Origin of the sequence: Amycolatopsis sp. CA-161197 (genome assembly GCF_050942255.1) — a bacterium.
Classification (GTDB): Bacteria; Actinomycetota; Actinomycetes; order Mycobacteriales; family Pseudonocardiaceae; genus Amycolatopsis.
On the sequence record NZ_CP192059.1, the window covers coordinates 1,203,805 to 1,225,355 of the forward strand.

General features: G+C 70.2%; 27 protein-coding genes. 13 read left to right on the forward strand and 14 right to left on the reverse strand.

Annotated features, from left to right (window positions below):
• Nucleotide 1: 1 nt before the first annotated feature.
• The 6 genes from ACQPXB_RS06025 to corA all read right to left on the reverse strand — a co-directional run bounded on the left by ACQPXB_RS06025 (nt 2) and on the right by corA (nt 4,202).
• Nucleotides 2-493 (reverse strand): SRPBCC family protein, encoded by a 492-nt coding sequence (locus ACQPXB_RS06025; RefSeq protein WP_366575205.1) that lies wholly within the window; start codon nt 491-493, stop codon nt 2-4.
• Complete coding sequence (locus tag ACQPXB_RS06030; RefSeq protein ID WP_366575203.1) at nt 493-894, reverse strand: ArsR/SmtB family transcription factor; 402 nt, start codon at nt 892-894, stop codon at nt 493-495. Before ACQPXB_RS06030 ends, ACQPXB_RS06025 begins: the two co-directional genes overlap by 1 nt.
• A gap of 110 nt (nt 895-1,004) precedes the next feature.
• Entirely contained in the window at nt 1,005-1,355 is a 351-nt protein-coding gene (locus tag ACQPXB_RS06035) for a ClpX C4-type zinc finger protein (protein ID WP_386946730.1), read from the reverse strand.
• Between the two features lie 71 nt (nt 1,356-1,426).
• On the reverse strand, nt 1,427-2,269 hold the full coding sequence (locus ACQPXB_RS06040) for a chromosome partitioning protein ParB (protein WP_366575201.1): 843 nt from the start codon (nt 2,267-2,269) through the stop codon (nt 1,427-1,429).
• On the reverse strand, nt 2,266-2,919 hold the full coding sequence (locus tag ACQPXB_RS06045; RefSeq protein ID WP_366575199.1) for a metallophosphoesterase family protein: 654 nt from the start codon (nt 2,917-2,919) through the stop codon (nt 2,266-2,268). The genes ACQPXB_RS06040 and ACQPXB_RS06045 overlap by 4 nt, the downstream gene beginning before the upstream one ends.
• Nucleotides 2,920-3,113: 194 nt before the next feature.
• Nucleotides 3,114-4,202, reverse strand: coding sequence for a magnesium/cobalt transporter CorA (gene corA, locus ACQPXB_RS06050; RefSeq protein WP_366575197.1), 1,089 nt, complete (start codon nt 4,200-4,202; stop codon nt 3,114-3,116).
• Between the two features lie 346 nt (nt 4,203-4,548).
• On the opposite strand from corA, the gene ACQPXB_RS06055 reads away from it, so the two are divergent.
• A complete protein-coding gene (locus ACQPXB_RS06055) occupies nt 4,549-5,664 on the forward strand; it encodes a DUF2332 domain-containing protein (RefSeq protein WP_366575195.1) in 1,116 nt (371 codons plus the stop codon).
• 243 nt (nt 5,665-5,907) lie between these two features.
• Here the strand turns inward: ACQPXB_RS06055 and ACQPXB_RS06060 are convergent, their stop codons facing one another.
• Nucleotides 5,908-6,309, reverse strand: coding sequence for an NUDIX hydrolase (locus ACQPXB_RS06060; protein ID WP_366575193.1), 402 nt, complete (start codon nt 6,307-6,309; stop codon nt 5,908-5,910).
• Nucleotides 6,310-6,478: 169 nt separating this feature from the next.
• Between ACQPXB_RS06060 and ACQPXB_RS06065 the strand changes: the two genes are divergently transcribed.
• The 4 genes from ACQPXB_RS06065 to ACQPXB_RS06080 are packed head-to-tail and all read left to right on the forward strand — an operon-like array spanning nt 6,479 to nt 8,782.
• Nucleotides 6,479-6,643 carry a hypothetical protein gene (locus tag ACQPXB_RS06065; protein ID WP_285970301.1) on the forward strand — a complete coding sequence of 55 codons (165 nt, stop codon included), beginning with the start codon at nt 6,479-6,481 and terminating at the stop codon, nt 6,641-6,643.
• Between the two features lie 19 nt (nt 6,644-6,662).
• Nucleotides 6,663-7,223, forward strand: a complete 561-nt coding sequence (locus ACQPXB_RS06070; RefSeq protein WP_220246440.1) for a PH domain-containing protein — start codon at nt 6,663-6,665, stop codon at nt 7,221-7,223.
• Nucleotides 7,224-7,278: 55 nt separating this feature from the next.
• Nucleotides 7,279-8,151 (forward strand): PHP domain-containing protein, encoded by an 873-nt coding sequence (locus ACQPXB_RS06075; RefSeq protein WP_432850000.1) that lies wholly within the window; start codon nt 7,279-7,281, stop codon nt 8,149-8,151.
• A 1-nt stretch (nt 8,152) separates the two neighbouring features.
• A complete protein-coding gene (locus ACQPXB_RS06080) occupies nt 8,153-8,782 on the forward strand; it encodes a MarC family protein (RefSeq protein WP_364059240.1) in 630 nt (209 codons plus the stop codon).
• Here ACQPXB_RS06080 and ACQPXB_RS06085 read toward each other — a convergent pair whose 3' ends face one another.
• A complete protein-coding gene (locus tag ACQPXB_RS06085; protein WP_366575189.1) occupies nt 8,783-9,223 on the reverse strand; it encodes a MarR family winged helix-turn-helix transcriptional regulator in 441 nt (146 codons plus the stop codon). It lies immediately after the preceding gene.
• 86 nt (nt 9,224-9,309) lie between these two features.
• On the opposite strand from ACQPXB_RS06085, the gene ACQPXB_RS06090 reads away from it, so the two are divergent.
• From ACQPXB_RS06090 to ACQPXB_RS06105, 4 genes are all read left to right on the forward strand, one after another.
• Nucleotides 9,310-10,149 (forward strand): NAD(P)H-binding protein, encoded by an 840-nt coding sequence (locus ACQPXB_RS06090; RefSeq protein WP_432850002.1) that lies wholly within the window; start codon nt 9,310-9,312, stop codon nt 10,147-10,149.
• 71 nt (nt 10,150-10,220) lie between these two features.
• Complete coding sequence (locus tag ACQPXB_RS06095; RefSeq protein WP_386946742.1) at nt 10,221-11,081, forward strand: RecB family exonuclease; 861 nt, start codon at nt 10,221-10,223, stop codon at nt 11,079-11,081.
• A gap of 41 nt (nt 11,082-11,122) precedes the next feature.
• Nucleotides 11,123-11,824 carry a hypothetical protein gene (locus ACQPXB_RS06100; RefSeq protein ID WP_432850004.1) on the forward strand — a complete coding sequence of 234 codons (702 nt, stop codon included), beginning with the start codon at nt 11,123-11,125 and terminating at the stop codon, nt 11,822-11,824.
• Nucleotides 11,815-12,600, forward strand: coding sequence for a class I SAM-dependent methyltransferase (locus ACQPXB_RS06105; protein WP_432850006.1), 786 nt, complete (start codon nt 11,815-11,817; stop codon nt 12,598-12,600). Before ACQPXB_RS06100 ends, ACQPXB_RS06105 begins: the two co-directional genes overlap by 10 nt.
• Here ACQPXB_RS06105 and ACQPXB_RS06110 read toward each other — a convergent pair.
• Together ACQPXB_RS06110 and ACQPXB_RS06115 are read right to left on the reverse strand one after the other, a co-directional pair.
• The gene (locus tag ACQPXB_RS06110) at nt 12,539-13,918 is read right to left on the reverse strand and encodes an Rv3212 family protein (RefSeq protein ID WP_432850008.1); all 1,380 of its coding nucleotides are present in this window, start codon (nt 13,916-13,918) and stop codon (nt 12,539-12,541) included. The two genes, ACQPXB_RS06105 and ACQPXB_RS06110, sit on opposite strands and share 62 nt — an antisense overlap.
• Nucleotides 13,919-13,953: 35 nt before the next feature.
• The gene (locus tag ACQPXB_RS06115; protein ID WP_366575177.1) at nt 13,954-15,741 is read right to left on the reverse strand and encodes a DEAD/DEAH box helicase; all 1,788 of its coding nucleotides are present in this window, start codon (nt 15,739-15,741) and stop codon (nt 13,954-13,956) included.
• Between the two features lie 292 nt (nt 15,742-16,033).
• Between ACQPXB_RS06115 and ACQPXB_RS06120 the strand changes: the two genes are divergently transcribed.
• Nucleotides 16,034-16,687, forward strand: a complete 654-nt coding sequence (locus tag ACQPXB_RS06120) for a ferritin-like fold-containing protein (protein ID WP_366575175.1) — start codon at nt 16,034-16,036, stop codon at nt 16,685-16,687.
• 97 nt (nt 16,688-16,784) lie between these two features.
• The gene (locus ACQPXB_RS06125; RefSeq protein ID WP_220246448.1) at nt 16,785-17,015 is read left to right on the forward strand and encodes a DUF3107 domain-containing protein; all 231 of its coding nucleotides are present in this window, start codon (nt 16,785-16,787) and stop codon (nt 17,013-17,015) included.
• Nucleotides 17,016-17,149: 134 nt separating this feature from the next.
• Here ACQPXB_RS06125 and ACQPXB_RS06130 read toward each other — a convergent pair whose 3' ends face one another.
• Complete coding sequence (locus ACQPXB_RS06130; RefSeq protein WP_366575173.1) at nt 17,150-17,470, reverse strand: DUF4873 domain-containing protein; 321 nt, start codon at nt 17,468-17,470, stop codon at nt 17,150-17,152.
• 37 nt (nt 17,471-17,507) lie between these two features.
• Entirely contained in the window at nt 17,508-18,293 is a 786-nt protein-coding gene (locus ACQPXB_RS06135) for a TetR/AcrR family transcriptional regulator (RefSeq protein ID WP_366575171.1), read from the reverse strand.
• A gap of 54 nt (nt 18,294-18,347) precedes the next feature.
• Here ACQPXB_RS06135 and ACQPXB_RS06140 point away from each other — a divergent pair, with 54 nt between their 5' ends.
• Nucleotides 18,348-19,256: an AurF N-oxygenase family protein gene (locus ACQPXB_RS06140; protein ID WP_386946754.1), complete on the forward strand. Its 909-nt coding sequence runs from the start codon at nt 18,348-18,350 to the stop codon at nt 19,254-19,256.
• Nucleotides 19,253-20,170 (forward strand): alpha/beta fold hydrolase, encoded by a 918-nt coding sequence (locus tag ACQPXB_RS06145; protein WP_432850012.1) that lies wholly within the window; start codon nt 19,253-19,255, stop codon nt 20,168-20,170. The genes ACQPXB_RS06140 and ACQPXB_RS06145 overlap by 4 nt, the downstream gene beginning before the upstream one ends.
• On the opposite strand, the gene ACQPXB_RS06150 is transcribed toward ACQPXB_RS06145, so the two are convergent.
• Nucleotides 20,151-20,834, reverse strand: coding sequence for an alpha/beta fold hydrolase (locus ACQPXB_RS06150; protein WP_432850014.1), 684 nt, complete (start codon nt 20,832-20,834; stop codon nt 20,151-20,153). The genes ACQPXB_RS06145 and ACQPXB_RS06150 overlap by 20 nt on opposite strands.
• 5 nt (nt 20,835-20,839) lie before the next feature.
• Nucleotides 20,840-21,466 carry a TetR/AcrR family transcriptional regulator gene (locus ACQPXB_RS06155; RefSeq protein WP_364059285.1) on the reverse strand — a complete coding sequence of 209 codons (627 nt, stop codon included), beginning with the start codon at nt 21,464-21,466 and terminating at the stop codon, nt 20,840-20,842.
• Nucleotides 21,467-21,551 lie beyond the last annotated feature (85 nt).

Sequence of the window (21,551 nt, forward strand, 5' to 3'; positions counted from 1 at the left end):
GTCACAACACCTCGACGCTCGACGGCGAGGTGCGGGTACCGATCAGTGCGGCGTCCAGCTTGGTCAACGCCTCGCGCCAACCCTGCTCGGCATTGCCGGTCTGGTGCCGGGGGAGCCACTGGCGGATCTCGAGTCGCGTCCGCCCGTCGGCCTCGTCGGAGAACTCGACCCGGAGTCTCGTCTCGAACGGCTCGATGCCGTCCGGGAGCTGACCGGTGACGTGCATGCGGCCGTCGAGGAGCTCGCCGTCGGTGACGTCTGTGAGCTCGACGTAGACGTGGACCCGAATGCCGGGATCGGCTGGGGAGACCTCCGTCCATCGCTGGTGGCCGCCCGGGCGCACGTCGAAGTCGATCTCCTTGCGCGGCAACGAATTGCCGATCGGGCCCCACCAGGCCACGAAGTGGTCCGGCTCGGTGAAGGCTCGGTAGACGAGCTCCCGCGGCGCGTCGAGCACGCGCGAGATGTCGATCTGCGGGGGTTCTGCCTGCATCAGGGCTCCTTGTGGTCCGAGGCCGTGTCGGTGGGCGTTGTGGGGTCGCCCTCCGTCGAGTCCGTTGCGCGTTCAGCGGCCTGCACAGCGGCGAGGTGGGCATCGAGGCGGGTGAGCGACGTGTCCCAGAACTTCCGGTAGCGCTCGATCCAGTCGGCCGCCTCGCGCAGCGGGGCAGCTTCGAGGTGGCTCGCGCGCCACTTGCCGGAACGCGTCCGCGAGATGAGCGTGGCGCGTTCGAGCACCTTCAGATGTCGCGATACCGCCGGCATCGAGATGGCGAGAGGCGCGGTGAGCTCGGTGACCGTGGCATCGCGCTCGGCCAGTTCGGCGAGGATCGCCCGCCGAGTCGGGTCCGCGAGTGCCGAGAAGACGGCGCTGAGCTGATCGGTGCCGGCCACTCCCACCTCCCATACATTTAACCAACACGTTAAACGTATGGGAGGGGAGCGAGGTCCGTCAAGGCAGCTGAGTGCGCCGATGGGCCTGAGGCCGACGATCGACTCATGGCTCACTTGTCGGCTGAGAACCGTTCCCACGCCGACTGCCGCGTCACGCCCAGCGCTTCACCGATGCGCGCCCAGGCGACGCCGCGCGAGCGCAGCAGATCCACCTGCGCCTGGATGCGTGCGTCGGCCTGGGCGCTCACCATGGCCATGCGCGGGATGCTCTGCAGGATCTCGTCGTCGGACTTCCGTTCCCACAGCGTGACTTCCGGTGTGGCCGGCTCGTGCTGCCCGGCGAGGATCTCGCCGCACAGGCCCACGCAGCCGTCGCAGATGTACACACCGGAGCCGGAGATGAGTTTGCCGACCTCGTTGGCGGGCTTGAGGCAGAAGGAGCAGTAGCTGTCGTCGGTCATCGCGGGACCTCCCCAGGAGCGTGTCAGGACTGCCCTGACGCTAGCGACGTCAGGGCGATCCTGACAAGAGCTCAGTGGCGACGCGAGCGCAGTGCCTCGATCACGTCGTCGTCCCAGCGGTGGGTGCGGATGAGCCGGTACCGCTCGGCGGCGACCCACAGGTAGGCCTCGGCGTCGGTGCGGTCGCCGACCAGGTCGGCCTGGCGCAGCATGCCGGTGACGGGCGTGAACTCCTCGTCGAACCAGCGCTGTGCGAGCTTGGCGCGGTCGGTGAAGCGGCCCTCGTCCTGCATGAGCCGGAAGCCCCAGGCTTCCACGTGTTCGCCGAGCTGCGCGTAGTCCCACGGGTCCGACATGATCACCGACGCCCGCGCGTGGCCGGTCAGCGGCACGCGTTCGAGGAACAGCCGCCGGTAGTCCTTCACGATCAGGTCGCCGCGGTAGCGGATGCCGGTGGGGTTGAGCTTCGTGCGCACCACCGTGACCTGGGCCTCTATTGTGGACACACCCTGCGCGTGGGCGACGGACACGCGGTGGTGGCCGTCGATGATGAAGTGCAGCTCGCCCACGCGGTACACCTCGATCGGCGGGATCGCCTCCCCGCGGCGGGCCGCGAGCGCGAGCCGTTCCCAGCGTTCGCGCACGCGCCCGGACGTCGGGCGGAAGCGGCGGTCGAAGTCGCGGCTGCGGTCCACCGTGCCCACGATCGAATCCAAAGTGATCACTCGCAGCCCGATGCGCGACTCGCCCGCGTAACCCAGCGCGTCGACGACTTCGTGGAACGGCAGCATGATGTTCACGTCGTCGGGCTCGCGGCGCAGCCAGGTGGACAGTCGCGAAAGGACCTGGCCGCGACGGGCACGCAGGAAGTCGTGTTCGGCGTCGGCGCGAGGGAAACCCGTGGGTCTGGTCATCGCGGGAACTCCATGATCCGGTGGCCCACCACGTTGCGCACGCGGGTGGTGCCGACCACGCGGTCGGGCACCGGTTCGCCGTGCGGGTGGATGTGGCCGTGCAGCAGCCAGCTCGGCCGCAGCGTGGCGATCGTGCGGTGCAGGCAGGCGAAACCGCGGTGTGGTGGGTCTTCGCGGTCCCCGAGGTGCAGCGGAGGGGAGTGGGTGAGCAGCACGTCGACCTCGCGCCCGTCACGGCGGCGCCGCCACTTCGCGCGCCGCTCCAGCCCGCGGGCCCGGCGCGACTGCTGGCGCTGCGTCCACTGGTTCGGGCCGTCGTTGTAGCGGATCGAGCCGCCGAGCCCGGCGAACCGGAGGCCGGCGACGTCGACCACGCGTCCGTCGGCGTTGATCCCGCCCGCGGGGCCGGGCCACTCGGTCGGGAAACCGTCCTTCATGGACAGTCCGCCGTACCGGGTGTAGCCGCTCAGGTCGGGATCGTGGTTGCCCGGCACGAACACACACGGCACGTCGAGCGCGCCGGCGAGGAATTCGAGGTAGTCGTAGGGCAGGTCACCGGCGGCGACGACGAGGTCGACGTCGAGCGAGCGGACCGCACCGGTCCACAACCGCTCGTCGACCTCGTCGGCCACCACCAGTGCCTTGGGCATGCGCCCAGGGTAAGGCCTGGTGGCGTCACTTCATGCCGTGCGAGAACCCCGGGTTGAGGCTGATCACGGTGACGATGCCGAGGATCCAGACGATCCCGAGGGCCAGGGCCCAGAACTTGAGGTTGGTCAGCAAACGAGGCATGGGGGTGCTCCTGTAGCGCTACCGGGTGAAGGAACGGGGACCGCGTGGCGGCCTAGAGCCAGCCGTTCTTCCGGAATATTCGGTACAGGAGCAGGCAGATCGCGAAGATCACCGTGACCGCGATCGGGTAGCCGAACTTCCAGTGCAGCTCGGGCATGTAGTCGAAGTTCATGCCGTAGATCCCCGCGCCCATCGTGGGCACGGTGATGATCGCCGCCCACGCGGTGATCTTGCGCATGTCGGTGTTCTGCTGCAGCGAAATCTTCGCGACGGTGGCGTCGACCAGGGTGCTCAGCAGCTCGTCGAACGCGGCCACGCGCTCGGACACCGTCACGAGGTGGTCGGCGACGTCGCGGAAGTACGAACGCACCTCGTCGGGCACCAGCCGCGTGTAGCCCTCGGCCAGACGCGAGACGGGCGTGGCGAGCGGCAGCACGGCGCGGCGCAGCTCCAGCACTTCCCGCTTCATCAGGTAGATCTGCTCGGCGCTCACCAGCGAACGCGGTGCGAAGACCTGCGCCTCGATCTCGTCGATGTCGGACTCGATGCGGCTGGAGACCTCGAGGTAGTGGTCGACCACGTGGTCGGCGATGGCGTGGACCACCGCGGCCGGGCCGAGGCTCAGGCGCTCGTGGTCGTCGTCCATGTCGCGGCGCAGCCGGGCGAGACCGGAGTGGTTGCCGTGGCGCACGGTGATCACGAAGTCGCGGCCGAGGAACACCATGAGCTCGCCGGTCTCGACGATCTCGTTGGCTGTGGTCGGCGACTCGTGCTCCACGTAGCGGACGGTCTTGAGCACCAGGAAGAGCGTGTCGTCGTAGCGCTCGAGCTTCGGGCGCTGGTGGGCTTCGAGCGCGTCTTCGACGGCCAGCTCGTGGAGCCCGAACGTGTCGGCGATGCCCTGGATCTGCTCTCCGTCCGGTTCGTGCAGTCCGATCCAGACGAACCCCGCGTGCCGCTTGCGCACCTCTTTGATGGCCTCGGAATGCGTCCAGCGGCCGGGCAAGCGAGCGCCGTCGACGTACACCGCGCAGTCGACGACGTACGCCGACAAGGGCACGGGGATGGGCCGCTCGAGCATCGGCTTGGTGCGGCTGCCGCCGCGGCCGCGAAGGCCTCCGAGGGAGGGGATGGCAGGCATGGGATCTCCTGGGCTGGCGTCGTGGTGGAACCCGAAGACGACGGCCAGGCGGACTTCAGCGTCCGTCCGGCATCACCGGCGTTCCCTGTTCGCCGGACTACCAGGAGAAAAATCGGCCGGCCGGCTGGGCGGGAACGCTGGGACTACTAGGGAGCGGACTATCGCCACTACTCATGGGGCGTTCCTCACCTCCTTCGGGCCGGCGCGATCGTGAGACGCGGAGAGTGGTGGGGCTCGCGTTGACGCACGAACACCAATGGTCGAGGGTACTCCTCACCACCGGTGAGTGTCGCAAGTGGCTCAGGCGGCGTTACCCCGGTACGGAGCTGTTCGAGGAGGAGCGCGGGTGGCCATCGCCCTGGAAGAGATCAAGCGGCGGTTGCGAACGTTCGCCGAGGTCGAGGCGCGCGGGGTCTCGCCGCTGTACGACCACCTCGCCACGCAGGCGGCCGAGGACGACGACGTCGCCGGCCTGCTCACCGACGCCCGCGGCGGCGAGGCTCGCGGCACCCTGCTGCTGGCCGCCGCCCACCGCCTCATCCAGGCCGACCCGATCCACCCGCTGTCGCGCTACTACCCGTCACTGGGCGGGTTCGACGGCGTGGACAACGAGACGTGGCCGCTGTTCCGCACCTTCCTGCTGGAGCGCGCGGACAAGGCCCGCGAACTGATTTCGACGCGCTACACCCAGACCAACGAGGTCCGCCGCGCGTCGCTGGTGTACCCCGCGGTCGCGGCGGCGGCCAAGGAAGCGGGCGGCAAGATCGCCCTGCTCGAGGTGGGGTGCAGCGCGGGTCTGCTGCTCGGCCTGGACCGCTTCTCCTACCGCTACCAGTGCGACGGCGGCGAGCAGCTCGTCGCCGGGCCGGCCAAGGCCGCCGTCGGCCTGCACTGCGCCCTGGACCTCGCGCCCGGCGCCGTGCTGCCGAAGCTGCCGAAGAAGGTCGCCGTCGCCGCGCGCGCCGGTCTGGACCGCGCGCCGGTCGACCTCGCCGACGAGGACGAGCTGGCCTGGCTGGAGGCCTGTGTCTGGGCCGACCAGCCGGACCGCATCCGCCTGCTGCGGACGGCCGCCGCGGAACAGCGCAAGCACGTCCCGCCCCTGATCGCCGGCGACGGCGTGGACGACCTGGCCGCGGCCGCGGCGACGCTGCCGGCCGAGCTGCCCTTGGTGGTCCTGACCAGCCACGCGCTGGCCTATTTCGGTGACCGCCGGGCCGACTTCGTGGCCGAGCTGGCCGCGCTCGCGGCCACGCGCCCCCTGTGGTGGGTCACGCAGGGCTTCTACGAAGCGGGCCTCAAGCTGCTGCTGCCCGACCGCACCGACCTGGACGCCCTGGCACCGGACCCGTCGGACGCCGGCGTACTCGGCCTGGTCACGTGGTCGGACGGGAAGCCGGTCGTCCGCACGTTGGCCCGGACGTCGCCGCACGGCCAGCGCATGACCTGGCTGCCGGCCTGACCGCCGGCGCAGGTGCACCGGCTGCACGCTGTGTCACCTGTGTCACATTCACCCCATCAGTCACACCCGTGGACCGTGCGCGCTTGCGTCTTCATATGCACGGGCATTGATACGGAATTGCTCAACTCCGCATTTCCCGTGCTCATCCGGCGGTCTGTGCGGAGATAACACCATTCACCGGCGTGCGAAAACCACGAACATTCGCGCAAGCAATCGCCGTGTCGCGCAATTGCACCGATGGAATCAGGCTCGCGGCAACGCACCCCAGTCACGCAGCGTGATGAAAAGCAAGTCCACGAGCCGGCCCGACGTGTCCAAATCCACCAGTTCGGCCGAGTCGACCCAGCGGGCATCGTCGGCGTCGTCGCCGGCGGTGAGGGTTCCGGCCGTGACGACGCACTCGTAGTCCCGGATGTCGTAGGGGCCCCGGGCGACCATGCCCACGAATGTGTGCGGGCTCACGTCGAGTCCGGTCTCTTCCCGCAGCTCGCGGACGACGGCTTCGGCGTCCGTTTCGCCCTGTTCCACGCGGCCGCCGGGCAGTGACCAGAGGCCTTTGCCCGGATCGTGGCCACGCTGGATGAGCAGCAGTCTGCCCTGGTCGTCGAACACGATGCCGCCCACGCAGGGCACTCGGGTGTCCATGGGTGTCAACCATAGATTCGTCACGCTGTACACGGAGAGTAGCCATACGGTACACTTCGGACGGCCTGCTGACCCATGCGCGGGACTTTCCTGCCGCGTGGGTGGTTGGTGCGGTACAACGTAGAAAGTCAGTTTTCCGGTGCCACGTTTAGAGACGGGATTGATCGCTGTGAACGCGAAGAAGCTTGCGGGTCTCGTGGGTATCGCGTTGGTGCTGTTCTTCGTGATCGCTCAGCCGAACCAGGCGGCAGGTCTCGTCGGCAACATCGTCGACTTCCTCCGTAGCTCGGCCGAATCGGTGGTCTCGTTCGTCAGCAACGTCTTCAACGGCTGACGGGGGATAACCTCGAGACATGTTCGCGCCACGCGACCCCGACGAGTACCTGCTCGACACCGAGCGGCGGGTCATCCGCATCCGCCGCCACTGGGCAGTGCTGCTCTGGGACACGTTCGAGGCGGCGGCCCTGCTCGCCGTCTGCGTGCTGGTCTCCTACCTGCTGCCACCGTCGTTGTGGGTGGTGCAGAACATCCTCTGGTACGTCGCGCTGCTGGTCGTGCTGCGGTTCGCCTACGCGGTGGTCCAGTGGTGGGTGGAGCGCCTCGTCGTCACGGACAAGCGGTTCGTGCTGACCAAGGGCGTCATCACCACGAAGGTGCTGATGATGCCCATCACGAAGGTCACCGACCTCACCTACGAGCGGCCCGGCTGGGGCCGGGTGCTCGGGTACGGGACGATGGTCGTCGAGTCCGCCGGTCAGATCCAGGCGCTGAACCGCATCGACTACCTGCCGCGGCCCGAGGAGTTCTACGACACGATCTCGGAGCTCGTGTTCGGCGACAAGCAGAAGCAGGCCGAGCGCTTCTCCATGATCAAGGCGCAGCGTGCCGCGAGGGGCAAGAAGCCCGTCGGCTGACCTGCGGGCGTTGTCCCAGGTACCGGCGTCGCTGTGACGCAGCGCATCGTCGAGAATGGTCACGATGCGCATCGACCTGCACGCCCACTCCACGGCCTCAGACGGCACCGACAGCCCTTCCGGGCTCGTCGAAGCTGCCGTCCGGGTCGGCCTCGACGTGGTCGCGATCACCGACCACGACACGACCGCCGGCTGGGCGCCGGCGGCGGAGGCCGTCCCGCCCGGGCTGACTCTCGTTCCCGGCGCCGAGCTGTCCACCGTGTCCGTCGACCCGGAAACGGGCTGGCGGATCAGCGTGCACCTGCTCGCGTACCTCTTCGACCCGACCGCGCCCGCGCTCGTCGCCGAGCAGACGCGCCTGCGGGCCGAACGCCGCACGCGGCTGCGCGCGATGGCGGACCGCATGGCCGCCGACGGGCTCCCGATCGACGCCGACGAGATCATGGGCCTGCTGCCCGCCGACTCGCCGGCGGGTCGCCCGCACCTCGCGCAGGCGCTCGTGCGCGCCGGGCTGGTGTCGAGCGTCGACGAGGCCTTCGCGGAGTACCTCGGCAGCCGCCGCGGTTACTACGTGCCGCGCCACGACACCCCCGTCGAGGAGGCGATCGACATGATCGTCGCCGCGGGCGGCGTCACGGTGATCGCGCACCCGTTCGCGTACAGCCGCGGCGCGACGATCAGCGAGGACACCCTGCGTGATCTGGCCCGTCGCGGCCTGACCGGCGTCGAGGTCGACCACCCCAACCACGAGCCGGCCACGCGCGTCCGCACGCGTGAACTCGCCGACGAGCTGGGGCTCATCCGCACCGGGTCGAGCGACTACCACGGCACGAACAAGACGATCGGCCTCGGCCAGGAGACGACCGACCCCGGTCAGTTCGAGCAGCTCGTCGCGCGCGCCACCGGGTCGCAGATCGTGAAGGGCTGAGATGGGCGTCGCGCAGTTCTTCGACGCGAAGCTGTTCATCAGCGCCACCATCACGCTCATCGTGATCATGGACCCGCCGGGCACCGTGCCGGTGTTCCTGAGCCTGGTCGGCCGCAAGCCGATGGCCACGCGCGTGAAGGCGGCGCGCCAGGCCGTGCTGGTGTCGCTGCTGGTCATCACGCTGTTCGCGGTGGCCGGGCAGGCGATCCTCGCGTACCTCGGCATCGGCATCCCCGCGCTGCAGGGCGCCGGCGGCCTGCTGCTCCTGCTCATCGCGCTGCAGCTGCTCACGGGCAAGGGCGGCACCGAACCCGAGGCGGCCGACGACGTCAACGTCGCCCTCGTGCCCCTCGGCACGCCGCTGCTCGCCGGCCCGGGCGCCATCGCGGCGACGATCGTGTTCGTGCGCCAGGCCGACGGTCACCTCGGCGCGTACATCGCGCTGGGCTGCGCGATCGTCGCCGTGCACTTCGTGATCTACACGTGCATGCGCTTCTCGGGTGTGGTCATCCGGCTGATCAAGGAAAGCGGCATCACGCTCGTCGCGAAGATCGCGGGTCTGCTGCTGGCGGCGATCGCCGTGGAGCTGGTGGCGAACTCGGTGAAGGGCTTCATCGCCGGGAACTTCTGATCAGCGGAGCTTCCTGGGCTCCGTCAGCAGTTCACTCGCCGAAGTGTGCACCTGGGCCAGGAGGCCCAGAAGTCGGTCTCGCTCGGGTTCGGTGAGGTTCGCCGTGAGCTTGGCTTCCAGCTCGCGCCGCTCGGCCTCCACCGGCTCCTGGAGCGCGCGCCCGGCGTCGGTGAGCCACAGCCGGACGAGGCGGTTGTCCTTGTCGTCGCGGCGGCGCGTGAGCAGGCCTGCGGCGGTCATGCGGGTGGCCATCTTGACCACGGTGGGCGTGGTGACGTGCACCTGGGCGGCGATCTCGCCGGGGGTGGCTCCGTCGGTGGCCCAGAGCGCGGCGAGGAGCACGTTCTGGCCCTCGTGCAGGCCGTGGTCGCGCATCGCCGAATCGGAGAGCGCGCGGACCGCCTTGTGCGTCTTGCTGAACAGGTCGAGGAACTCGGGCACCACGCCTCCCCAATCGATTGACGGCTAATCATTTCCCGGCTAACGTTTTCTTGAAGTCAATAGACGGCAAACGATCTGGGGAGTTCATGCTACTGGTCATCGGAGCCACCGGGAACATCGGCCGTGATCTCGTCCGCGAGCTGGCGGACGTGGGTGCGGACGTCCGCGTGCTGACCCGCGATCCCGCCCGCGCGGCGGACCTGCCCGCGCAGGTCGTTGTCGGCGATGTGGAGGAGCCGTCGACGCTGCCGGCGGCGTTCGCGGGGGTGGAGCGGTTTTTCCTGCTGACACCGGGGCTGGGCACCACCGGCGTGGCCAACGCCGTTGTGGCGGCACGCGAAGCCGGCGTGCGTCACGTCGTGCACCTGTCGTCCAGCAACGTGCTCGGCGACCCGATGCCGATGATGGGCCGCTGGCACCACGAGCGCGAGGAGCTCGTGCGGGCGTCGGGAATCCCGTTCACGATCCTGCGGCCGGGCGGTTTCATGCTGAATGCGTTGGAGTGGCGAGAATCCGTGCGGGCCGGGTACGTGCTGGACGCCCTCGGACCCGGCCGGCAGGCGCCGATCGACACCGCCGACATCGCGGCCGTCGCGGCGTTGGTGCTGACGTCGGACGGGCACGAGGGCGCGGAGTACGTGCTGGCCGGAGGCGAACTGCTGACGGTCGCGGACCAGGTGGCGATCCTGTCCGTCGTGTTGGGGCGGGAGATCGAGGTGCGGGAGCCGAGCTCGCCCGACGAGATCGTGCGGTCGCGCTTCCCGGCGGGGGCGCCGCCGGCACTCGCCGAGGCCTTGCTGGAGACCGCCGCGCTGATGCGCGCCGACGTCGAAGGTTCGCGCACCGACACGGTTTCGCGGCTGCTGGGGCGTGAGCCGCGGACGTTCGCCGCGTGGTGTGAGCGCAATGCGGCGGCGTTCGGTTGAGAGGCCGCCCCCGCGCCGGAAAGTGTCGGTGGTGGTGCGTAGCGTGGGCGCCGGAACCGAACGGGGGTCGAGTGAAGGAACAGCTGGGGTTCGATTTCGGCGTCGAGCAGCCGCAGCGGCTCACGAAGGTGTCGCCGGCGCGGTTGAGCACGTTCGAGGACTGCCCGCGCCGCTACCGCCTGAGCTACCTGGAGCGCCCCACGCCGCAACGCACCGGCCCGTGGGCGCACAGCACGCTGGGTGCGGTGGTGCACAACGCGTTGCGGGCGTTGTTCGACCTGCCCGTCGCCAAGCGCACGGCGCAGCGCGCGATGGCGCTGGTCGGCGAGTACTGGAAAGACGCGGGGTTCGAGGACGCCGAGCAGGCCGCGCGTTACCGGGCGCGGGCCAAGGGCTGGGTCGGGGAGTACGTGGAGGACCACGACGTCACCGAGGATCCGATCGGCCTCGAGCGCTGGGTGTCCGCGCCGGTGAGCACCACTGGCGGACGGCCCACGATGATCATCGAGGGCCGCGCCGACCGCATCGACCAGCGCGGCGGCGAGCTGGTGATCGTGGACTACAAGACCGGTCGCCGCGCTCCCGACGAGTACGAGGCCCGCGCTTCGCAGGCGTTGGCCATGTACGCGGTGGCTTCGTCGCGCACGCTTCGCTTGCCCTGCACCAAAGTCGAGCTCCACCACCTGCCCACCGGCACGATCGCCGCGGCCGAACACACGCCCGAGTCGCTGAACCGCCACCTCCAACGCGCCGAAGAAACCGCGGGCGACTTGCGGTTGGCCACCGATACCCTCGACGCAGGCGCCGACGGCGACGCCCTCTTCCCCGCCCGCCCCGACCGCCGCTGCTCCTGGTGCGACTTCCGCCCGAGCTGCGCGGAAGGCCAGCAGGCGGGCCCCGCGTCCCAACCCTGGGACCTCCTGGCGCCCTGACCACCCTCCCTCCGAGTCGATGATTGGACGGACCCCCCACCGTGGCCTCACCCGACACCGAGGAACTGACCGCCGCCCCCTTGGCCGCGGCGGACGTGGCCGCTCCTGCGGCGGGCGGCGCCGACGTGTCGGACAACGCGACGGCGCCTTCGGCCGAGGCCGTGGCACCGGCTGAGCGCGCTTCTGCCGCCCCGGCGCAGACCACGACCGACGCCTCGCAGGGCAGCAGCGTCTTGCCACAACCCGTGGACGCCCCGCCGCCCGCCAACGAGATGCCCCGAACCGATTCCGGAGCTGCCGCCGCCTCGGAGCGCGGCGAGGTAGCTGAGGACGCCCCTGCCTCCGCGGCCCAGACCGGCGAGGCCGCAGCTGAGTACGTCCCCGCCTCCGCGGCCCAGACCGGCGAGGCGGCGGCTGAGTACGTGCCTGTCGCGCCGCCGCAGCGGATCGAGGCCGTCAGTACGGGAAAGCCGCGCGGGCGTTGGTGGCGCGGTTTCACCGGGTCGATCGCCGCGGGGCTGGCCGTGCTGGCGGTGGGCGTGCTGGGCGTCGGCGCGGTCTGCCTCGCCACCGGGGCGCCGGGGCCGAGCGTGCTGTTGCTGGTGGGCCACCCCGTCGCCGCGGTGGCCGCGTTGGTGCTGCAGCGGGTCGCCGACCGGCGCTACGGCCGCACGGCCGGCCTGGCGGGCCTCGGCGTGCTGGTGGTCGCTTTCGTGGCGCTCACGGTGTTCTGGTGGGCCTGACGCCCCGGGCGCTCTCCGACGACGAAGCCGCCGAGCTGTACGACGTCCTCAACACCTGGGGCGACTTCCCCGCGGACCGCTTCTACGACGGCCTCGTCGAGAGCGCGCAGGACGTCCTCGACGTCGGCTGCGGCACCGGCGGCATGTTGCACCACGCCCGCGAACGTGGCCACCGAGGTCGACTGGTCGGCCTCGACCCCGATCGTGCGGCGCTCGCCCGCGCGAGGCGGTGCACGGACGTCGAGTGGTGGGAAGGAACGGCCGCCGCACTCAGGTCGGAGGCCGAGTTCGACCTCGTCACGATGACCGGCCACGCGTTCCAGTGCCTGACCACCGATGAAGACCTGCGCTGCTCCCTCAGCGCCATCCGCCGCGCATTACGGCCTGGCGGGAGGTTCGCGTTCGAGACGCGCCACCCGCAGGCAAAGGCTTGGGAGGACTGGACTCCCGCGAACCAGGTCACGGTCTCGCGGCCACGCCCGCTCCGCCTGTGGCACGAGGTCGAGTCGGTCGTCGGCGACGTCATCACGTTCACCGAGACGTCGGCCGACCCCGAAGGCGCCGTGCTGCGCGTCGACCGCGCGGCGCTGAGGTTCCTCGGCCCCGAAGAGCTGGACGCGTTCGTCGCGGCAGCCGGATTCGCCGTCGAGGAGCGGTTCGGCGACTGGGAGCGCGGCCCCCTGACCGAGCAGAGCCGCGAGATCGTCACGATCGCTAGCGCAGTGCGGCAACCACAGGGCCGCGCTGCTCAAGCAGCACCGGGCCCAAAGCCGTGAGCCGGACGACGCCGTTGTAGCCGCCGCGGTCGACGCCGACCGTGCGGATGGTGGAGCCGTTGGATTCGTTGAGCACGGCCAGGCCGCCGTTGATGGGCACGACGAGCTGGCGCGCGAAGGTGATGCCGGGGCCGCGGGTGCTGTCGAGGGTCCAGCGGGGGGTGAGGTCGTCGCGGGACAGGGCGACGGTTTTGGTGCCCGTGAACCAGTACACGCCGCTGTCGGTGCGGGTGGTCTGTTCGACGCCGCCCGCGGGGTCGCCCGCGAGATCACTCGCAGGGAGGTCCATGGGGTAGGCGGAGCGCTCGTTGCCGTCCGGGCCGTAGATGACCAGCAGCTTCTGGTCGGGCAGCAGCACGGCCGTGAAGTCGCCCGACATGGCGATCACGCGGGCGCGCGAGCCGGCCAGGACGGAGCTGAAGACGACCTGCGGCTCGTCCTCGTGTTCGGCCGTCGCCTTGTAGACGGTGAGGCGGTCGTGGGGGTCGCCGGGGCAACGCTCGATCACGCCGACCTTGTCGGCGGCCGCGGCGACCGTGCCGTACGTGCAGCCCGTACGCGGCTGCTTGTTCGGGTTGACCAGGAACGGGACCTGGCCGTACTCCATGCTCTTCACGAGGTCGTCGCGCCAGGTGTCGAGCAGGTGCTTGCCGGTGGTGGTCACGTGGCTGCCGTCGCTGACGAGCTGGGTGCCGAGCTCTGCGTCGCCGTTGCGCTGGGCCGTGATCTGGCCCGTGGTGGGGTCGAGCTGCGTGACCTCGCTGCAGCCCATTGCCTTGTGGTACACCGCGTTCACGCGGCCCCACGCAGTGTCCACAGTGCACAGTTGCAGGTTCTCGCGCGTGTAGTGCCAGCGGATCTTGCCGGTGAGCGGGTCGCGGCCCGCGACCTCGCCGCCGTCGGCGGTGGTCACGGTGTCGCCCTCGCCGATCGGCACGGGCGTGGCCGAGCTGGGCGCCTGCCACAGCTGAGCCATCGAACCCGGCACGGCCGCGGGCGCCGGCGGCAAGGTCGGCGGCGTCGAAGCGAGCGCGCGGCTGGTGTGCAGGTTGTCGCTGTTCAATGCGACAACCAGCGCCACGACCACCACGACCACGGCGATCAACGCCGCGATCACCCGATCCCGCCCGCGGTTCCACGGCGAACGCCGCACGCGGACGGGAGGCCCCGTCACCGGGCTCGGAAAGCCCTGCGACGGGGGCAGAACATCTTCGGTGCCGAGCGGGCGGTGCGAAACCACCCCGGAGTCCGAAGGCGGGACAAAAGCCGGAACGTCCGGTTCAGACTGGTCCGGTGCGCCGTCCTCGTGGTCGCTCACGTACCTGACTCCCGCCGTCGGCTCCGCTGTTCCCCTCAGTCTGCCGACGCAGGTGTATCAGACGTCGCGGAGGGGCGGCGACGACGGCGCCGACGTGCCGGACGCTCACCCGTTTCTCCGGTTTCTCCCGAAACCGAGGCCGACGCGGTGGCCGCACCGGCGGGACCGGTCGACTCACCACCGCCGCCGCTGCGGGTGCGGCGACGCGAGCGCGTGCGCTCCTCACCCGAGGCCGAAGCCGAGCCCGTCGCAGCGGCCTCGGAGGACGAAGCAGCAGCGGCGTCCGCCTTCTCGACCGCCTCAGCGGCCTTCGCACCACCGCGGGTGCGCTTGCGCGGCGCCCGCGTGCGCTTGCGCGGCGCGTCTTCCGAGCCGGCACCGGCGCCCCGGCCACCACGGCCGCGGCGCTTGCCGCCCAGGTCCTCTTCCTCCTCGGCGGCCAGCCCGGCGCGGGTCCGCTTCGCGAGCGGGAGCCGGCCGGTGGTGCCCTCCGGGATGCCGAGGTCGCTGAACAGGTGCGGCGACGACGAGTACGTCTCCACCGGCTCCGGCTTGTCCAGACCCAGCGTGTCGGAGATCAGCTTCCAGCGGGGGATCTCGTCCCAGTCGACGAGCGTGACCGCGACACCCGTGCGCCCCGCGCGGCCGGTGCGGCCGATGCGGTGGACGTAGGTCTTCTCGTCCTCGGGGCACTGGTAGTTGATGACGTGGGTGACGTCGTCGATGTCGATGCCGCGCGCGGCGACGTCGGTGGCCACCAGCACGTCGACCTTGCCCGAGCGGAACGCGCGCAGCGCCTGCTCGCGGGCGCCCTGGCCCAGGTCGCCGTGGACGGCGGCCGCGGCGAACCCGCGCTCCACCAGGTCGTCGGCCACCTTCTGCGCGGTGCGCTTGGTGCGGCTGAAGATCATGGTGAGCCCGCGGCCCTCGGCCTGCAGGATGCGTGCGATGACCTCGGGCTTGTCCATCGAGTGCGCCCGGTAGACGAACTGGGTGGTGCGCTCGTGGATCGCGCTCGCGTCGTTCTCTTCGGCGCGGATGTGCGTGGGCTGGCGCAGGAACGTGCGCGCCAGCGTGATGATTGGGCCCGGCATCGTGGCGGAGAACAGCATCGTCTGCCGCTCGTCCGGCACCATGCGCAGGATGCGCTCGATGTCGGGCAGGAAGCCCAGGTCGAGCATCTCGTCGGCCTCGTCGAGCACGAGCCCGCGGACCTTGCCCAGCACCAGGTGCTGCTGCTCGGCCAGGTCGAGCAGGCGGCCCGGGGTGCCGATCACGACGTCGACGCCCTTGCGCAGGGCCTCGATCTGCGGCTCGTACGGACGGCCGCCGTAGATGGCCAGCGTGCGGATGCCGAGGTGCTTGCCGGCGCCCTTGAGGTCGTTGGCGACCTGGATGCACAGCTCGCGGGTCGGGACCACGACGAGCACCTGCGGGGTGCCGTCGCCGGGCACCTGCACGCGGTGCAGCAGCGGGACGCCGAAGCCCAGCGTCTTGCCCATGCCGGTGCGGGCCTGGCCGATGAGGTCGTCGCCCGCCATGGCCAGCGGGAGCGTGAGCGCCTGGATGGCGAACGTGCGCTCGATGCCGGCCTCGCTCAGCGCCTTCACGATCTCCGGCTTCACGCCGAACGAAGCGAACGTGGGCGCCTCGGGCTCGACCTCGACGCCCGCTTGCAGCGGGTGCGAGGTGTCGAGCGCGGCCGGGCCGGACTCGCTGTGCTCCAGCGCGACCGCGGGGGTGGTGGTTTCTTCGGTTGTGGACTGTTCTGCGGTCAGGGTGATCGCCTCTCTCGTGACCAGCGCGCACAGGCCGGTTGTCACTCGACACTCGACCGGGGGTCTGACGGGCACCGGAGAGTTACGCTCGGCGCCGCAGCCGCCCTCCCGGGAATGCCGCTGGAGGCGTGCACGCACAAATTTCGGCGAACCCCGGCAGCCCTGGTGGCGCCGGTCGCCCGCCTGTTTCCCGCAGCCATGAGACGTGCGGAAGCCTTGTTTATCTTTCCGCAGTGTACCTGGTCAGGAGTTTTTCAACAGTACCGGGCGCGACGGCGCGGCGTGGGATCGGTCTCTTCACGGCGTCGACCACGGGTTCGGCGATACCCTCGTCGCCGTGACCGACCCGAAAGAGATCAGCGAAGGCGTCGTCGACCTGCTCGGCGTGATCGCCTATCTCGAGCTGTCCGCGTTCGACCGGATGGCCGAGGACGCCCGCACCGCGCCGACGCTCGCCGGCCGCGCCGCGCTCGCCTCCATGGCCGCGGCCGAGATCGGTCACTTCGACATGCTTTCGGCCCACCTCGCCGCCCACGGCGTGTCCGTCGACGACGCCATGCGCCCCTTCGTGGCCCAGGTCGACGCCTGGCACGCGTCGACGCGGCCCAAGTCGTGGCTGGAATCGCTGGTCAAGGCCTACGTCGGCGACGGCCTCGCGGCGGACTTGTATCGCGAGATCGCCAGCTGGCTCGACCCGGAGACGAAGGACCTGGTGCTCACCGTCCTCGCCGACACGGGTCATTCCGCGTTCGCCGAGCGCGAAGTCGCCGCCGGCATCAAGGCCGACCCGAAGGCGCGCGACAAGCTCGCGCTGTGGGGTCGCAGGCTGCTCGGCGAGGCCCTCACGCAGGCCCAGTACGTGGTCGCCGAACGCGATGGCCTGGCCGAACTCATCGTCTCCGGCTCCGGCGACCTGTCGGGAATCGCCGGGTTGTTCCGGCGGTTGCAGCAGGGGCACACGAAGCGCATGCAGGCGCTCGGTCTGGGCTGAAGTGCCGGTTCACCACGCGGTGGCGCGACACCGCAGCGCTGCGGTTGGGCTAGCCTTGCCAGGCGTAACGACAACGAATTTCCAGCGGAGGTCCCACGTGGAGGTCAAGATCGGCATCAAGGACACGCCGCGCGAGCTGGTGGTGTCCAGTGGCCAGACCGCCGACGAGGTGGAGAAGCTGGTCGCCGAGGCCCTGACGGCCGGTGACGGGCTCTTCCGCCTCAACGACGAGAAGGGCCGCAAGTACATCGTCCCGTCCGACCGCATCGCGTACGTCGAGATCGCCCCCTCGGACGTCCGCAAGGTCGGCTTCGGCGTCGGCGACTGAGGTCTCGCCGGTTCTGGCGGTTCTTGAGGCTTTACCGGAAAGCCGCCCTGGGCTTTGGCCTGGGGCGGCTTTTTCTTGCCCTTGGTCGGGCCTGGGCGGTCGTGCTCTGAAGGTCCGGCGGTTGCCAGCTGGACCTAGGCGGTCGCCGCTTCCACTTCTTCCAGGCTCGTCGGCACCGAGAACGGCGGAGTGGACGTCCCCATGATCCGGTAGCGGCCCCACGGGTCCGGGTCCGAAAGCTCGCCGGCAGCCGAACGATCACCCACCACCACCGTGCAAGCCGTCTTCCGGCCGCCCACCGCAGCGGAGAGCTCGGGGGAGGTGGAAACCCGTCCGTACCAGTGGTAATACCCGTCGATCGGCTGGAAATAGCCGCGCAGGTCGATCTGCACAGCCATTTCCACGCCGTCGACAACAAGGGTCGCAGTGCCGGCGTAACCGTCTTCGTCGCTCATAAAAGCCTCCCAACGAGAGAAACCGAGAGAAAGCGGCTCAGCCCGCGTCGCTGTCCGCGGGGGACTCGGTTTTGCGGCCGAGCTGGACGACCTTGTTCTCTTCCAGCGGCAGGTTCGGGTCGATCACCACGCCGTGCTGGCGGGTGAGCCCGTCGATGGCCGCCCAGATGATCTGCGTGAGGTATTCGACCACGGAGTCGCGGCTCATGGAACGGCGGTCGAGCCACCATTCGCCCGTGCTCTGGACCATGCCGACGATGCCGTGCGCCCACGGTTCGGCCGCGCCGGAGTCCATGGAGAACATGCGCATGTAGTCGCCGAGCAGGGCGGTCAGGGCGGTGGCGATGACCTCCTTGTCCTCCGCGACGACGTCGGCGTCGGTCACCGTTTTCTCCTGCAGGCCGCCGCGGGCCAGGAGGCGGTAGAGGTTCGGGTGCTCCTCGATCACGGAGAAGAACGCGTCCAGCGCCATGCGGATGCGCGGCACGGGCGCGAGCTCCGCGTTGATCGCCGGGATCAGGCGCTCGAACAAGATCTCCGTGCCGCGCTGCCCGAGGGCCACGTACAGGTCGGCCTTGTCCTCGAAATGCCGGTACAGCACGGGTTTCGTGACGCCGGCCTCCGCTGCGACGTCCTCCATCCCCAGGTCCGGACCGTGGCTGTCGAGCGCCCGCAGCGCGGCCTCCACGAACTCCGCCCGCCGCGCGATGCGGTGCTTGCGCCACCGGTCCCGCCGGGCGTCGCCGGTCGCGGCCTCCCCCGGAGCCGGGTGCTTGCCGGACTGCTTGCTGGCGCGCTTGACACGTTCGATCACCCGGGTCATGCTACCAGAGGTAACTGTTACCTCAAGTTACAGCTACAAGAGAGAGGGCGAGCGATGACGCGGACGCTCAAGGAGACCGACCGGGAGAAGACCGCCGACCGGCTGCTGAAGTCTTCGGCGAACAAGTTCTACGACCCCGACGTCGACATCGACTGGGACGCACCGCTCGTCGACGGCAAGAACTACATCCTCCCCGAGCGCTCGTCGCTCTACGGCACGAAACTGTGGGACACCCTCACCCCCGAGCAGCGCATCGAGCTCGGCAAGCACGAGGTCGCGAGCGTCGCCACCACCGGCCTGTGGTTCGAGATCCTCCTGATGCAGATGCTGCTCAAGGAGGTCTACGACGAGGACCCCACGAGCTCCCACGCGCAGTTCGCCCTCACCGAGATCGCCGACGAGTGCCGCCACTCCACGATGTTCGCCCGCATGGCCGCGCGCATCGGCTGCCCCGCCTACGGCCCGGTGCCGGCGCTGCGCCAGTTCGCGAAGCTGATGCCCACGATCTCCTACGGCCCCGCCCGCTACGGCGCCATCCTCGTGGCCGAAGAGGTGCTCGACCGCCTGCAGCGCGAGCAGATGGTGAACGAGGACGTGCAGCCGCTGGTGCGCATGGTCAACCGCATCCACGTGCTCGAAGAAGCGCGCCACGTGACCTTCGCACGCGAAGAGGTCACGCGCGGGATGGCCAAGCTGGGCAAGCACGAGATCGCCTACCAGCAGTTCATCATCGCGTTGATCTCGTACTTCGTCACGCGCGCGTTCATCAACCCCAACGTCTACAAGGCCGTCGGCATCCGCCCGCGCGACGGCGTCGAAGCGGCGCTGAACAACCCGCACTGGCGGGGGACGATCGCGTGGGCCGGGGAGAAGATCATGCCGTTCCTGCAGGAGTCCGGCCTGGTCGGCTTGCCGGGGCGCTACTTCTGGAAGAAGTCCTTCCTGCTGCCGGAGGGCAAGTGACCACCCTCGAACGGCTCCGCAACCCTTCGCGGGAGCACCGGTTCGTGACCGGTGACGGGGCCGCGCTGCACGTAGAAACCTCCGGTCCCGCCGACGCGCCGGTCACGCTCGTGCCGGTGCACGGCTGGACGCAGGACCACCGCACGTGGGACGGCGTCGTCGGGCACCTCGGACCGGCCACGCGGGTGGTGCGCTACGACCTGCGTGGCCACGGGGGATCGTCGCCGGCTCGACGGGGGGCGGCGACGATCCCACGACTCGCGGACGACCTCGCCGAGCTGATCGCCGAACGCGTCCCGAACGGCCCGCTCGTGCTCGCCGGCCATTCCATGGGCGGCATGACGATCATGGCGCTCGCCGAACGTCATCCGGACCTGGTGAAGGCGCGCGTCGCCGGCGTGGCGTTCGTGGCCACGTCGTCGGGCCAGATGGACCGCATCACGCTCGGGCTGCCGGGGCCGGCCGGGTCGATATCGGCGCGGTTCGAGCGCCGGCTGGCCAAGGCGCTGGCCCACCGCAAGGGCGACCGGCTGCCGCTGAGCCCGGCGATGGTGCGGTCCGGCGCGCGGTTCCTGGTGTTCGGCGACAAGCCGAAGCGCGGCGACGTGGACAGCGTCGTCGACCAGCTGCTGTGCGCGCATCCAGCGTCATTGGGGGAATTCCAGGACGCGATCTCCGTGCACGACTGCCGCGTGGCGTTGCGCGCGCTGCGGACCGTGCCGGCGGTGGTCCTGGCGGGGGAGAAGGACCGGTTGTGCCCGCTGCCGCACGCGAAGGTGATCGCCGACGAGCTGCCCGACGCCGAGTTCGTCCGCTACCCGGGCGCCGGGCACATGCTGCCGCAGGAACGCGCGGCCGAAGTCGCCACGCGCGTCAAGACCCTGCTGAACGCCGCTAGGACCCTTGCCCCATAAGAGACTTCAACGCGGCAACGGTCGCGGGCACATCCTCGAACACCGGCGTGTGTCCAGTGTCCACTGTGGTCAGTTCCGCCGCGGGCAGGTGTTCGACCAGGTACCGCGCGTCCGCCACGGACCGGGCCCGGTCGCGGACGCCGTGCAACACCTCGACCGGGCACCGGATCGACGCGAGCTCCGGCGTCAGATCGAGATCGCGCTGGCTCGTCAGCACCTCCAGCGCGGCCTCCTGCGGCACGCGCGCGGCGTACGCGAGCAGGTCGTCGCGCAGCTCCACCGGCAACGGTGAAGCGAACGACCGGTCCAGCACCGCCGCGTGCAGCTCCGGCCCCCACGCCTGCGAGATCGTCGTCAGGATCCCGTCGACGTCACCGTGGCCCCGCATGTGCGCGCCGGTGTTCGCGAGCAGCAGCCCGGCCACCAGCTCAGGGTGATCAGCTGCCAGCCGCAACGCGATGCAGCCACCCGTCGAATGCCCCACGAGCAGCACCGGCCGGTCGATCCGGGCCGCGATCCGCGAGGCCACGTCGTCGATCCGCCACGGCCCGGGCGCCGTCATCCAGTCCACGGCGTGCACCACGCCCGGCCACGCCCGCGCGAGCGGACCGAAGACCGCCGGGCTGCAGAGCGTGCCGGGGACGGCCACCACGAGCGGGGTCAAGCGCGTCAGCCGTCCTTGAGCGGGAAGCCACCGCCGATGCCGCGCCACGCGAGGTTGGCCGTGAGCGCCACGGCTTCCTCCTGCGACATCGCCTGGTTGTGCTGCAGCCAGTAGCGCGCCGAGACCTGCGACATGCCCACGAGGCCGACGGCCAGCAGCCGGGCCTTGTGGTCGTCGAGCCCGGCGTCCGCGGTGATGGTCTCGGTGATGGCCTCGACACTGGCCGAAGTCGCGCGGTCCACCGCCTCCTGCACGGCCGGCTCGCCGCGCAGGTCGCTTTCGAAGACCATCCGGAACGCGCCGGCGTCTTCACTCACGAAGTCGAAGAAGGCACCAACCGTGGCCGGCACGCGCTGGCGGTTGTCGCTCGTCGAGTCGAGCGCCCCCTTCACGCGGCTCACCAGGTCGTCGACGTGGCTTTCGAGCAGCGCGATGTAGAGGTCGAGCTTGCCGGGGAAGTGCTGGTACAGCACGGGCTTGCTGACGCCCGCCTCCTCGGCGATCTCGTCCATGGCCGCGGCGTGGTAGCCGTTTTCGGCGAAGACGCGTTGCGCGGCCGTCAGCAGCTGGGCGCGGCGTTCGGTCCTGGGCAGCCGGACGCCTCGTTGCTGCAGTCGCGCCATTTCCGTCATTCTTCCTCCCGTCCACGGCTTCGCCGGGCAGTAGCACCACCGCGTGAAGCGGGTTTGAGATTACTCGCGGGTACGCCTGAAACGC

Bases quoted from the DNA above. Each gene is read 5' to 3' on its own strand.
- ACQPXB_RS06025 (WP_366575205.1), bottom strand. From the start codon at position 493: ATGCAGGCAGAACCCCCGCAGATCGACATCTCGCGCGTGCTCGACGCG.
- ACQPXB_RS06035 (WP_386946730.1), bottom strand. From the start codon at position 1,355: ATGACCGACGACAGCTACTGCTCCTTCTGCCTCAAGCCCGCCAACGAG.
- ACQPXB_RS06040 (WP_366575201.1), bottom strand. From the start codon at position 2,269: ATGACCAGACCCACGGGTTTCCCTCGCGCCGACGCCGAACACGACTTC.
- ACQPXB_RS06045 (WP_366575199.1), bottom strand. From the start codon at position 2,919: ATGCCCAAGGCACTGGTGGTGGCCGACGAGGTCGACGAGCGGTTGTGG.
- corA (WP_366575197.1), bottom strand. From the start codon at position 4,202: ATGCCTGCCATCCCCTCCCTCGGAGGCCTTCGCGGCCGCGGCGGCAGC.
- ACQPXB_RS06060 (WP_366575193.1), bottom strand. From the start codon at position 6,309: ATGGACACCCGAGTGCCCTGCGTGGGCGGCATCGTGTTCGACGACCAG.
- ACQPXB_RS06070 (WP_220246440.1), top strand. From the start codon at position 6,663: ATGTTCGCGCCACGCGACCCCGACGAGTACCTGCTCGACACCGAGCGG.
- ACQPXB_RS06075 (WP_432850000.1), top strand. From the start codon at position 7,279: ATGGTCACGATGCGCATCGACCTGCACGCCCACTCCACGGCCTCAGAC.
- ACQPXB_RS06080 (WP_364059240.1), top strand. From the start codon at position 8,153: ATGGGCGTCGCGCAGTTCTTCGACGCGAAGCTGTTCATCAGCGCCACC.
- ACQPXB_RS06090 (WP_432850002.1), top strand. From the start codon at position 9,310: ATGCTACTGGTCATCGGAGCCACCGGGAACATCGGCCGTGATCTCGTC.
- ACQPXB_RS06130 (WP_366575173.1), bottom strand. From the start codon at position 17,470: ATGAGCGACGAAGACGGTTACGCCGGCACTGCGACCCTTGTTGTCGAC.
- ACQPXB_RS06135 (WP_366575171.1), bottom strand. From the start codon at position 18,293: ATGACCCGGGTGATCGAACGTGTCAAGCGCGCCAGCAAGCAGTCCGGC.
- ACQPXB_RS06140 (WP_386946754.1), top strand. From the start codon at position 18,348: ATGACGCGGACGCTCAAGGAGACCGACCGGGAGAAGACCGCCGACCGG.
- ACQPXB_RS06155 (WP_364059285.1), bottom strand. From the start codon at position 21,466: ATGACGGAAATGGCGCGACTGCAGCAACGAGGCGTCCGGCTGCCCAGG.